Annotated in this window: 10 protein-coding genes; 2 read left to right on the forward strand and 8 right to left on the reverse strand. The window is 42.6% G+C overall.

Translation table 11 applies throughout. From position 1 onward, the window contains the following. Nucleotides 1–2: 2 nt before the first annotated feature. The 7 genes from AUO94_RS05525 to AUO94_RS05560 all read right to left on the reverse strand — a co-directional run bounded on the left by AUO94_RS05525 (nt 3) and on the right by AUO94_RS05560 (nt 9,158). Nucleotides 3–1,640 (reverse strand): glycoside hydrolase family 13 protein, encoded by a 1,638-nt coding sequence (locus AUO94_RS05525; protein ID WP_058386287.1) that lies wholly within the window; start codon nt 1,638–1,640, stop codon nt 3–5. Nucleotides 1,641–1,652: 12 nt separating this feature from the next. Then, the gene (locus AUO94_RS05530) at nt 1,653–2,672 is read right to left on the reverse strand and encodes a LacI family DNA-binding transcriptional regulator (protein ID WP_058386288.1); all 1,020 of its coding nucleotides are present in this window, start codon (nt 2,670–2,672) and stop codon (nt 1,653–1,655) included. A gap of 13 nt (nt 2,673–2,685) precedes the next feature. After that, nucleotides 2,686–3,501, reverse strand: coding sequence for a carbohydrate ABC transporter permease (locus AUO94_RS05535; protein ID WP_058386289.1), 816 nt, complete (start codon nt 3,499–3,501; stop codon nt 2,686–2,688). After that, nucleotides 3,501–4,361, reverse strand: a complete 861-nt coding sequence (locus AUO94_RS05540; RefSeq protein ID WP_058386290.1) for a carbohydrate ABC transporter permease — start codon at nt 4,359–4,361, stop codon at nt 3,501–3,503. Before AUO94_RS05540 ends, AUO94_RS05535 begins: the two co-directional genes overlap by 1 nt. Before the next feature lie 790 nt (nt 4,362–5,151). Further along, nucleotides 5,152–6,456 (reverse strand): ABC transporter substrate-binding protein, encoded by a 1,305-nt coding sequence (locus AUO94_RS05545; RefSeq protein WP_058386291.1) that lies wholly within the window; start codon nt 6,454–6,456, stop codon nt 5,152–5,154. A 219-nt stretch (nt 6,457–6,675) separates the two neighbouring features. After that, on the reverse strand, nt 6,676–7,542 hold the full coding sequence (locus AUO94_RS05555) for an ROK family protein (protein ID WP_058386293.1): 867 nt from the start codon (nt 7,540–7,542) through the stop codon (nt 6,676–6,678). Nucleotides 7,543–7,565: 23 nt separating this feature from the next. Next, nucleotides 7,566–9,158, reverse strand: a complete 1,593-nt coding sequence (locus AUO94_RS05560) for a glycoside hydrolase family 13 protein (protein ID WP_058386294.1) — start codon at nt 9,156–9,158, stop codon at nt 7,566–7,568. A 199-nt stretch (nt 9,159–9,357) separates the two neighbouring features. Here AUO94_RS05560 and AUO94_RS05565 point away from each other — a divergent pair, with 199 nt between their 5' ends. Next, entirely contained in the window at nt 9,358–10,245 is an 888-nt protein-coding gene (locus AUO94_RS05565) for a PucR family transcriptional regulator (protein ID WP_058386295.1), read from the forward strand. A 108-nt stretch (nt 10,246–10,353) separates the two neighbouring features. Next, on the forward strand, nt 10,354–11,451 hold the full coding sequence (locus AUO94_RS05570) for an ABC transporter ATP-binding protein (RefSeq protein ID WP_058386296.1): 1,098 nt from the start codon (nt 10,354–10,356) through the stop codon (nt 11,449–11,451). 75 nt (nt 11,452–11,526) lie between these two features. On the opposite strand, the gene AUO94_RS05575 is transcribed toward AUO94_RS05570, so the two are convergent. Continuing rightward, nucleotides 11,527–12,689 (reverse strand): IS3 family transposase gene (locus tag AUO94_RS05575; protein WP_156423958.1). Its coding sequence is split into 2 segments (ribosomal slippage): nt 11,527–12,404 and nt 12,404–12,689, totalling 1,164 coding nucleotides; the frame shifts between segments, so codons are not numbered across the junction. Between the last annotated feature and the right edge of the window lie 123 nt (nt 12,690–12,812).

Here is a 12,812-nt window from a genome sequence, read left to right on the forward strand (position 1 = left end):
GTCTATTCAAAAGAAGCATCTTTTGGAATTTTGTAAACACGGGCTTCGTAAGGAAACAATTGTGCAGGGTCGGGGTGTTGATAATTTGCCAACAGCAAAGTTGCACCTTCAGGGTTGACGCCGCATAAGCACGGGTGTTGGCCCAAATTGGTGACGATGAGTACCTTGTCATCGGCTGATTCTCGTGTATAAGCAAATACAGATTCGTGACCCATTTCAATCAGTTTGTATTCCCCGTATACAAAAACTTCCATGTGTTTTCTCAGCCAAATCATTTGTTTGTAAAAAGCTAGTACCGAATGCGGGTCATGTTCTTGCGCTTCGACATTTAGCCACGTGTAATTGGGATTGACGCCCATCCATGGCATTGCACTCGAGAATCCTGCATGCGCGCCCGCATTCCATTGCATTGGAGTTCGTGAATGATCACGACTTGTTGCACGTAGCAAAGTCATAATGGATTCGTGTTCCATGCCTGTTTCTTTTTTATGGAAATACAAATTATGCGTATGCACGTCATCAAAATGTTCCAGTTCTTCAAACGGCGCGTTGGTCATGCCAATTTCTTGCCCTTGGTAAATAAACGGTGTACCTTGCATGAAAAAGTACATGCATGCTAACGCAGTCGCACTTTCACGCCGGTAGGTTTGATCATCGCCCCAAGTGGAAACAACACGCGGCTTGTCATGGTTTTCAATAAATAACGCATTCCATCCGACGCCGTTTACTTTTTCTTGCCATTTGCTCAATACTTTTTTTAACTCAGGTACATTTACACCATTTTGGATTTCAACATTCCACAAATCAATGTCTTCAAACTGGAATATCATGTTGAATTTCCCGGTTTCTTCACTGACCCACTCATCGATCTCGTCCGCAGAAACGCCATTGGCTTCACCAACCGTCATGATGTCATACTTGCTAAACGTTTCATCGTAAAGTTCTTGCAAAAACACCTGAATGCCGTCAACATTCATAAATTTATCCCATGACGGAACAAACAATTGTCCATCGGCATCTGCTGTGTGGGCGTATTCTTTTTTGATGTGGCTAATGGCATCTACACGGAAACCATCAATTCCTTTTTCAATCCACCAGTTGACCATGTTATACAGCTCTTGGCGAACCTCTGGATTTTCCCAATTTAAATCTGGCTGTTTTTTTGAGAAAATGTGCAAATAATATTGCTGCGTTTTTTCATCAAACTCCCAAGCAGGCCCACCGAAAATACTTTCCCAGTTTAACGGCTCGTCACGCCAAACATACCAATCGCGTTTTGGGTTGTCACGTGATGATTTTGATTCCAAAAACCATGGATGTTCATCACTTGTATGGTTGATGACCAAGTCGATAATCAATTTCATGTCGCGCGCGTGCACTTCTTCCATCAAGCGATCAAAATCATCCATCGTGCCAAACTCTTCCAATATGGCTTGGTAATCACTAATATCGTAGCCATTGTCGTCGTTGGGTGATTTGTACATTGGGCAAATCCAAATAACGTCAATGCCCAAGTCTTTTAAATAATCCAATTTGCTGGTGACCCCGTTCAAGTCCCCCAAGCCATCGCCGTTCGAATCCATAAAACTGCGTGGGTACACTTGGTACACCACTGCTTCTTTCCACCAAGTTTTGTTCATATTCGATCCCTCTCAAAGACGGCGGCATGAGCCTCTTTCAATCAGCCGGGATGCAACCACGACTTGTTTTGGAGGTGTCGACTCGTCTGTTATTTTCTCTAAAACCAATTCTGTTGCGTGCAGACCGAGTTCATAAATTGAAATGTCTACTGTGCTCAGCGGCGGTTTCAAATGCTTCGAAATGGTGTGGTTATTAAATCCAATGATGGAGACATCTTCAGGTACGCCAATTTCCAAGTCTTCTAAATAACCGATCACTTCATATGCCACCATGTCATCATGCGTCACAATGGCGGTTGGCGGAACTTCATGTGCCATCAAGCGGCGAATCGACTCGCGTTCGTTGCCTTCGATGACATCTTGGTTAACGATGTAATTAGCATCAAACGGAATTTGATGTTCGCGAAGCGCTTGTTTATAGCCTTCTAGCCGGTCAATGGACACGACAAAATCAGAGGCACCTCCAACAAACGCGAGATGCTGATGACCCAACTCGATCAAGTATTCCACCGTTTCTTTAGCCGTTTGGATGTTGTTGTTGTTGACGTAGCTGACAGACTGCGAATTTTTATCCGGTCTTCCCACCACGGCAAAAGGCAAACTGCTTTCACTTAAATAAGCAAGAACGGGATCCTCCACTTTTGAATAAAGCAAAATGATGCCATCTACTCGGCGGCCTTGCACCATCTCGACCACTTCTTGGTAAATTTCTTCTTGAGTGGCCCCTGTGGATAAATACAATCCGTATTGACTGTCATGCGCTTGCGTAGAGATTCCTCGCAACACTTCTGGAAAAAACGGATTCTGAAAAGCAAGCGTTGCTGAATTTTCCATAATCACACCCAATGTCTGGGTTTTATTTGCCACTAAATTACGCGCTTGGAAGTTTGGGTAATACCCCATCGTTTTCATTACTTCGCGCACTTTTTGTTTGGTTTTGGTACTAATTCGCGGATTGTCTGCGATTACGCGAGATACCGTAGCCGGTGAGACACCCGCTTGCTTCGCAACGTCTTTAATTGTGATGGCCATTTGAACGTCTCCCTTATTTTACTGCCCCATCTGAAACGCCTTTGATGATTTCGCGTTGAGCGAAAAAGTAGAAAACGATAACAGGAACAATCGCGAGCGTTAATCCGGCAAGAGCTAAATGCCATTGTTTCGTGTATTCACCAAAGAAGAAGAACATCTTCAATGGAATAGTTTCACTTCCTGGTGTATTGATAACGAGTGATGGCAATAAATAATCATTCCAAATCCAAATAATGTTAAGAATCGCAACCGTTACCGTAATGGGTTTAAGGATTGGAAAAATGATGTACCAAAATACTTGAAAGCGATTGGCTCCATCAATTGTCGCAGCTTCATCAAGCGAACGCGGAATGTTGTTGAGTGCACCATGATACAAGAAAATCGACAAGCTGGCCCCAAAGCCAATGTACATGAAAATTAACCCACCGCGATTTAACATATCGAATTTACCAAACACCGTGACTAACGGAATCATCACCGATTGAAACGGAATGAGCATTGCTGCCACAAATGTGAAAAACAACACGGTACTCAACTTGCTTTTCGCGCGTGACAAGGCATAAGCAGCCATTGCCGAAAACACAATAATTAATACAACGCTAATGACCGTAATTAATAAAGAGTTAAATAATGTCTGCATAAAATCCAGTTCGTCAAAAGCTTTCACGTAATTGTCGAAGCTCCATGATTCTGGCGGGCTGATGGTGTCCATAAAAATTTCTTTTTTTGATTTAAACGAGTTGACGAACATTAAGTAAAACGGCGCAAGCCATAAAATCGCTAATAACAAGCCGAGTATTTCTAATTTCACATTCCATTTTTTCTTCATTACATTTCGACCTCCTTGCGTTTGTTCAGATACACCTGGACAAGAGCGATGAGCGCAACGATCACAAAGAAAATAACGGCTTTCGCTTGCGCATAAGCAAAGGCATTTTGCATAAACGCTGTTTTAAAGATTTCCATCGCCACCATTTCTGTGGAGTTATACGGTCCACCAGCTGTTAACGATAAGTTTTGGTCATACAATTTAAACGTATTCGATAAAGTTAAGAACATACTGACAGTAAACGCAGGTGCCACAAGTGGAAATACGACGTAACGAAAGCGTTGGAACGAAGAAGCTCCGTCGATTTCAGACGCTTCAAGCAGTTCTTTCGGCATTCCTTCCAAATAAGCGATATAGATAACCATAATATAACCAGCCATTTGCCAGCTCATCAAAATAACCAAGCCCCAGAATCCAGTGTCTGTTGTCGACAACCAGCCTTGTAAACTTTCCATGCCGACGATTTCGCCGACACTTGCAAATACTTTAATGAAAATAAACTGCCAAATAAATCCTAAAATTAATCCACCGATCAAGTTCGGCATAAAGAATGTTGTACGCAATAATTTGCTAGAACGCACGCGACCTGTAACCAGTAGTGCGAGTGACAAACCGATTACGTTAATTAAGATAACAGAGACTACTGAGAATTTTGTGGTAAACCATAGCGAATCAAGGAAACGCTGATCTTTGAACAAGTCGATGTAGTTTTGGAATCCGACGAATTCTCCAGTATCAATCCCATTCCAAGTTGTGAATGAGTAATACACGCCTAGTAGCATCGGAACGATAACGACTAGCGTAAGTGCCAGTAAGACAGGGGCAAGAAACAACCAATAAGATAAATCTTTTGTACGCATACGGGCATCATTCCTTTCTTGAGTTGTTCTTTTTGTGAAGTTGGCGAAGAAATCGCTACAGGCGGACGCTTTCCGCGGGCGAGCACCAAGCAGCTTCGTCGCTCTGCTCCTGCAGGGTCTCGGCTGTCTCGCTTTCCCGCAGGCGTCTCCGCCGTTTTGCTACCTATCTTTTATTTTTCGAGTAACAATACTAATTACTTTCACTTTGTATCTAACAAGCTCCTAGCGCCGGCGCGTCCACGGGCTAGGCGGAGACGAGCGCTCTTCTCGGCTTATTGCAGGAGCCATGCCCAAAGTGGTCGGCGCGGCTTTACACTTCTCTATTTAATCTTAGTAACAATACTAACCGCTCTCACTTCGTATCTAACAAATCTTCTAGCACAGGCGCGTCCACGGGCACGGCCTCTGCCGCTTTTCCCCCAGGAAAGATAGTGGCCGAAACCTGTGAGGGCAAGTCTTTGCGACGAAGCTAGCGGAGCAATTCAGGAGCACATCTTTGCCCTTCGCCGTCTTTCGCTTTTTCTTTTAAGTATCCTCTACTAACAATTCACCAAGATATGGAGCAAACCAACGGAGACTCCCGCGGGATAGCGAAGTGTCGAAATCCACTCGGGCGTTAAGCCCGAGTTAGTTCGGCGCAAGCCCGCAGGAAAGCGGAGTTGGTTTGCGGAATATTCTTTGTAAAATGATTTCTGTTATAAATCACAAGTCTAATTTACTCTAGTAACAAAACAAAGTAGCACAGAGGCTACTTTGTTTGAAACACTCATAATGATTGATCACTTGCTACTTATTTAGCTCTTTCTGTCTTCCATGCTTCTTTAGCAGACTCCATGACCTCGTCCCAAGTAGCTTCTTCGCTCAAGTATTTCTGAATGTTCGAACCCAGTACATCTTCACCCCATCCAGTTGGATAGCCCATGAAGACCCAGCCAATGGTGTTCCCTGATTCAGATGCTTCATAGATAGCTTTCGACATTGGATCAGAAATTTTCGATGTGTCGTAACCTTCGTAAGCTGGAATGAATTTAAAGTCTTCTACCACAGCTTTTTTCCCTTCATCTGAAGTATATAACCAGTCTAAAAATGCTTTCGATTCTTCTATCACTGCTTCGTCAGCTTTTTTGTTTACGCCCCAATACATCGGTACGCCAACTGGTATTCCTGTATCTTCTACGCCTTCAACTGGGATTGGCATAAGGCCGATTCCATTGTCTGCAAGTTCTTGGTCGATGCCAGCGATTGAGCCGTAAGCCCAGTTTCCTTGTTGGATAATCGCTACGCGCTCAAGTGAGAACAACTCTTCAACTTGTTGCGAGTAATCAAGACTAACTGTTGGTTGTTTCGAGTATTCATTTTGCAAATCAACGATTTTCTTAAAGCCTTCTCCATATTTAAACTCCACAGACTCCGCATCAAATGCCGTTAATACATTGTTATCGAATTCCGGTGCTAAGAAGGTGTTTGATAAGTGAAGTCCCGTTACCCACGTTTCTTTACCCGGGAAAGCGAACACTGATTCAAGACCAAGCTCGTCTTTTTTCGAATCCAATGTTTTCACAGCTTCTTCAAGTGATGCATAATCCGTGATTGATGCAGGATCAATTCCAGCTTCTTCAAAGAGACGCGTGTTGTAAATAAAGCCGTATCCTTCTTGGTTGTATGGCAGTCCAAGTACTTCAGACTCAACTGTTACGCCGTCAAGTGTGCCTTCAAGAGCTGCGCCTGAAGCTGCTGTGTCTGTTAAATCTGCTAAGTTATCTTTCCAGTCCGCTACATCTTGAGGTCCGCCGATGTTAAAGATTGCAGGTTCGTTACCAGATGCAAAGCGTGAGCGAAGTGCTGCGCCGTAATCTTCTCCTCCACCAACTGTTGTAATTTCGATGTTAACGTCTGGGTTTTCTTTTTCATAAAGTGCAACAACGTCTTCAAACTGCTCTTTAAATTCCACTTTGAATTGGAAAATATCAACTGTAACTTGTTCGCCTTCAGATCCTGACCCTTCTTTTTCTCCGTCACTACTGCATCCTGCTAAAACTGCTGCCGATAGCATCAATGACGCCACAAGTCCCTTGCTAAACGTTAACTCCTTCATCTGTAATTCCCCCTTTAAATTTGTAGTGCAAACGATTGCACAAAACTGCAAATAAAAAATGGAAACGGACTGGTTCGTGTTCCCAATAATTAATTAGTTGTATCATATCATCATGAAAACGTTTGCACAAGATGTCTTTTACAAATAAATTGAATTTTTTTATTTTTATAAAAGAGAGTAGACCAAGGTCCACTCTCCTTTCCGTTGAATTATTACTAGTTACAGCACCAATAACGCCGCTCCTAAAATACCCGCATCGTTTTCAAAACGTGCTACTTCAACTTCTACCGGATTGAGTAATCCGGTCTCTAATTTTTGTTGAAGTTCTTCCATCCACATAGCTGCCGCTTCTGAAACGCCTCCACCAATAATGACCATTTCCATGTCAAACACAGCTTGTAAACTACTAATGACAAGTGCTAAGTCTGTTGTAAATCCGTCGACTACTTTCTGTGCACTTGGATTGGTAGTTGCTTGTTGAAACAGTTCTGGAGGTGACATGTGAAGGCCAGCTTCTTTAATCCGGCGCTCGAGTGCAGTACCCGATACATACATTTCGCTGCAGCCTAATCTGCCACAAGCACATGTGACGCCATTTGGGTGGAGGATCATGTGGCCCAGTTCTGCCGCACCTCCGTGAGGTCCGCCACTTAATAACTTGCCATCCCACAACACACCACCGCCAAGACCTGTTCCAAGTGTTAACACAACTACACGATTTAACCCTTGTGCGGCACCAAACTTCGCTTCTGCAAGGGCTACCACATTGGCGTCATTTTCAACTTCGACGCGTTTTCCTGTTGCTTTTTCGAGCCATTCTTTAACGGGTGTATTGCTCCATCCTGGCAATGTGTCAGCCGAATAAATAACTTTCCCTTGTTTTGGATCGACAAAGCCATGTGTCCCTATGCCGATTGCTTGAACATCTGGATGTTCTGCCAAAATTCGCATGATATTTTCTTCAAGATAAGGATACAGTGGGATGTTCGTTGGAATTTTTTCCTCGTATAAAATTTGTCCGCTCGAATTAATGATTCCTAATCGAATTTTGGTGCCACCAATATCGACTCCTAATACTTTTTCCATGGCTCCTCCTTATGATCTTCGTTTTATTGTTGATAATACACCATTGCTTCATATGGCTTGAGTACCCATTCGTCTTCGTCCGTGTGACGAGGATAGTTGCCAATTATTTTTTTGCCTTCTAGTCGTGTAATACGTTTAGATTTACTTGAAAAGTTGCAGTAGACGGTCAAGGTCTCATCCTGCCAAGAACGTCGATATGCAAATAATTCTTCGTCTTCACGATGCAATAACGTAAAATCTCCGTATGTGATGATATCCATATTCTTTCGCAAAGCAATTAGTTTTTTGTAATACTGAAAGATTGAATTTGGATCACGGTACTTTAACGCATTGATTTCTGTGTAATTTGGATTAACTTGAATCCACGGCGTACCGGTACTGAAACCACCATTTTCCTCATCTGACCATTGCATTGGTGTTCTCGCATTATCTCGGCCTTTCGTATAAATCTTCTTCATGATGTCATCGTGTGACACGCCAGCTTGTTGTTTTTCTTTGTACATATTCAGTGTTTCGATGTCTTTGTATGCAGCAATAGAGCCAAACTTTACATTCGTCATGCCTAGTTCTTCGCCTTGGTAAATATACGGCGTCCCTTGCATAAAATGAAGACACGTGGCAAGCATCTTAGCTGATTCAACCCGCCATTGTTGATCGTTGCCAAAACGCGACACAATACGCGGCTGGTCGTGGTTGTTCCAGTACAAACTATTCCAGCCTTCGTCGTGTAATCCGTGTTGCCATTTTTCTAGATTCTCTTTTAAGTCGATTAAATCGAGCGGTTTTAAATCCCATTTTTCGCCGGATGCTTGGTCAAGATCCATATGCTCAAATGTGAAAATCATATTGAGTTCTTGATTTTGTGCTGCGGTATAATCGCGTGCTTCTTTCGGCGTTGTGCCTGGTGATTCACCAACTGTGACGATGTCGTATTGAGACAACACTTGTTTATTCATTTCTTTTAAATAGGTGTGAACATTGGGACCGTTCATAAATTGACTGCTGCCATCGCCGTTTGGTGCGTCTTTCATCTGTGGATCTTTTGAAATCATATTAATGACATCCATCCGGAAGCCATCAACGCCTTTGTCGAGCCACCATCGCATCATTTGGTAAACGGCGTTACGCAATTCTGGATTTTCCCAGTTTAAATCAGGCTGTTTTTTAGAAAACAAATGTAAGTAATATTGGTTTCGCTCTTCATGGAAGTCCCAAGCGAGGCCACCAAAAAACGAACGCCAATTGGTTGGTTGATCGCGCCATATGTAAAAATCGGGATGGTCTGAAAACCAAGCATGTTCATCAGATGTGTGATTAACGACTAAGTCCATGACCAATTTCATTCCCCGTGCATGAACTTGGTTTAACAACTCATCAAAATCAGTCATCGTTCCAAACTCATTCATAATTTTGTAGTAATCACGAATGTCGTAGCCATTGTCATCATTCGGAGAATCATACACTGGAGACAACCAGAGAATGTCTACACCCAGTTCTGACAAATAATCGAGCTTCTGGATAATGCCTTGAATATCGCCGATTCCGTCGCCGTTTGAATCCATAAAACTCCGTGGGTAAATTTGATACACCGTCGATTTTTTCCACCATTCTGTCATGACGCCGCCTCTTTTCTCGTAAAGTGAATACTATTCTAACATCATACAGCAATCTTCTAAATTGCCAACCATGAATTTAAACAAGAGAATCTTGAAAGCTGTCTACTTCTCTTCGTTCCAACGGCAAGCTGACTTTATTGTATAATGAATGAATTATGCACGTTTTCAGAATCGTAAAACTCATGAAAAGAGGTACCAAATGATTACGCAACTAAAAGAAATCTATCCTTCTCTTCAACTGCTTGAACATGGCATGCCGCCTGCTGACTTTTCTTTTAAATGGTTTGTTTCTACAGACGGTACGATTATTGGCATTCATGAAACAGAGCTATCGCCGCGAGACTTGGCATTACTCACCACCTTTTTGGCGCCTTATAACCCGTCATTTCCTATGCTCACAGCTGACGAAAAAAACTGGTTTGCTGCAGTCGATTCCACAACTCCTGATAACTCAAGCTTTGCTTTGCCTTCTGCTTTTCGTTTTGTTCATTTTACAATTCAAGAAAAACAAATCAGTCCACTTGCTTTTAAACAAGCCGTGACTGATTTTTATGCGCAACCTGTCTCTATTCTTTGGCAAAACGATCACCAAGGCATTCTGGTGGAATACGTCTCAAAAGAAGATGAGGCACTTTCCTACGAAGAAATTATTGATGTATTGATGAGTGATTTGTACATCAACATTCACTTTTTTGTCGGTCCGCTTCGGACAAGTTTAGAAGGGGTGTCTCGTCATTACCGCACGATGATTGAGGGAGCTAACATAACTAGTCTTTATTCCACTCGCGCGGTAGTAAGTTATACAGACGCTGTGCCGTATTTCTTGTTGCACCAAACCGATGCGACACTTCAAGATGAAATTAAACAGTCGGTGTTGCAAGTTTACCAAGACGATGAAGAAACCATGAACATGATTTACGTATTTGTTCGTCACAACTTAAACTTATCTGAAACCGCAAAAGCCTTGCATATGCATCGCAATAGCTTGCAGTATCGTTTCGATCGATTTTATGAACAGACCGGCATTGATGTACGAAAATTTCAAGGCGCACTAGCTGTATACATAGCTTTTTTAATCAAAAAGTAAAAGTGCACAAAAATAGCGTTGTATTTTTAGGCATTGTTGATATTTCCTTGCCTTCGGTTGTTCGGTAAGCTGTGAAGCAACGACAAAGAAATCATTGGAGGAAATCATATGACAGGCTTAACGTTAGTTAATATTAAAAAAGAGTACGAAAAAGGCGTTGTTTCCGTACAAGATTTCAACTTAGAAATTCGCGATAAAGAATTTTTGGTATTGGTGGGTCCTTCGGGATGTGGGAAATCTACAACGCTGCGGATGATTGCAGGGCTCGAAGACATCACTGAAGGCGATTTGTTTATCGGTGACAAACGTGTCAATGATGTCTCGCCAAAAGACCGTGACATCGCAATGGTGTTCCAAAACTACGCATTGTATCCGCACATGACTGTCTATGAAAATATGGCGTTTAGTTTAAAGCTGCGCAAAATGAAAAAAGACGAGATTAAAGCACGAGTTGCCAATGCTTCTAAAATTTTAGGCTTGGATGATTACTTAAACCGCAAACCAAAAGCGTTGTCTGGCGGGCAACGTCAACGTGTTGCACTTGGTCGTGCCATTGTTCGCGACGCCAAGGTCTTTTTAATGGATGAACCTTTATCAAACTTGGATGCAAAATTGCGTGTGCAAATGCGTGCGGAAATTCAGAAGTTACATCGTCGCTTGCAAACCACTACGGTATACGTAACACATGATCAAACTGAAGCCATGACAATGGCAACGCGTTTAGTGGTGATGAAAGATGGCTTTATCCAACAAGTCGGTACACCTAAAGAAGTATACGACTTGCCAGAAAATATGTTTGTGGGTGGATTTATTGGGTCCCCATCAATGAACTTCTTGCGTGGCAAACTCGTTGGCAACCAATTTATCATGGGCGACATTTCTATTTTCATCCCCGATGGCAAATTGAACGTTCTCAAAGACAAAGGCTACGACAACAAAGAGTTAATCCTTGGCATTCGTCCAGAAGATATTCACGACGAACCGCTATTTTTAGAACATTCGCCACAGACCAAACTACAAGCCTATATTGATGTCGCTGAACTGATGGGTGCAGAAATTATTTTGTACTCGAAAGTCAACGACCAAGATTTTGTGGCGCGAGTTGATTCACGTTTTAATGTGGAAGCTGATTCGACGATTGACATGGCATTCGATATGAATAAAGCCCATTTCTTCGACAGTGAAACGGAATTACGTATTCGTTAATCATACGTATTCGCTTGCAAAAACCCTCACCGAGTACTGAACTGACCCGGTAATATGAGACACAAGAAAAAACACCTAGGCTGCCATTGTCCGATATTCAATCGGGGAATGGCAGTTTAATTTTTGGAACGGTCGGATGTAGTTGTAATAATACATGTAATCCTCTACTTTTTGTTGTACAATGTCATTGGTTAGATGCACCCTTTCCTGGGTGTAGAATTCTTCCGACTTTAGCGAGGAGTGGAAGGATTCGATGACGGCGTTATCAAAGCAGTTTCCTTTGCGGGACATGCTGGTGATAATGCCGTTTTCTTTTGCCGTCACTTGAAACACACGAGATTTATACTGGGCGCCCTGATCACTGTGTAAAATGGTTCCGGCCGTCTTCCGTTTCCGGCAAGCCATTTCAAGTGTATCCACCACAAGCTGGGCATTTTGTGTATCACTGACTTTGTAGGCAATCACTTCGTTGTTGTATAAATCCAGAATCGTTGACAAGTAAAGCATGCTTTCCCCGAAGGGAAGATACGTAATATCTGTCACCCACTTTTGATTAGGGGCATCCGCTTTAAAATTTTGCTCTAACAGATTCGGAACCACCAAATTGCTTTCACCAGCCATCTTCTTGGCCCGTTTCGGTTTGACCCGACACTGGCTGTTGTATTTCTGCATGATTCGCTGCACCGTTTTTCGATCAACGATCGTGCCACTATTTTTCAATAAGCCTTTCACCGTTCGGTGACCTACCCGGAACTTCAGTTGTTCACAAATCGCGATAATCTCTTTCTCCAATTCTGTTTTCTCATACTTCTTCAGACGCCACCGATAGTAAGTAGGGCGTGGGACGCCCATGCATTCACAGATCGTTTTAATGGAATACTTCTTTTTAAAACAATCCACCAGTTCTACGAAGAGGGCCGGTTCCACCCCCTTTCCAGTTCCCGATACTTTCCCATCAGTTCTTCTTTGATTTCGTAATACAGCACTTTTCTTTTCAATTCCTCCACTTCGCTCAACTCCGCGTTGTAACTATATTGTCTTCCTCCAGGTTGAGCCAGTCGGAATTCTTCTCCCTCTCGATGCCATTTCATCCACGTCTTGATCTGTGTTCTGTTCTTGATTCCATGAATCGCCATGATTTCGGCATTGGTATAGTCACCACTAAGCTTCATCCGGATCACCTCTAACTTAATTTCCTCCGGATAAAATTGTTTTGTCGATCCCTTTTTTGAACCCATACAGAAAAACACTTCCAGTTTGTCGTTATAACTACATACGACGGTGGGGGTGTTTTTTCCTTGTCTCATTTTATTGGGTCACTCTATACTTGTCGGTGAGGGTTTTGATTATGTTTCTAAAAC

The sequence above is a fragment of the Planococcus kocurii genome (assembly GCF_001465835.2).
Lineage (GTDB): Bacteria > Bacillota > Bacilli > Bacillales_A > Planococcaceae > Planococcus > Planococcus kocurii.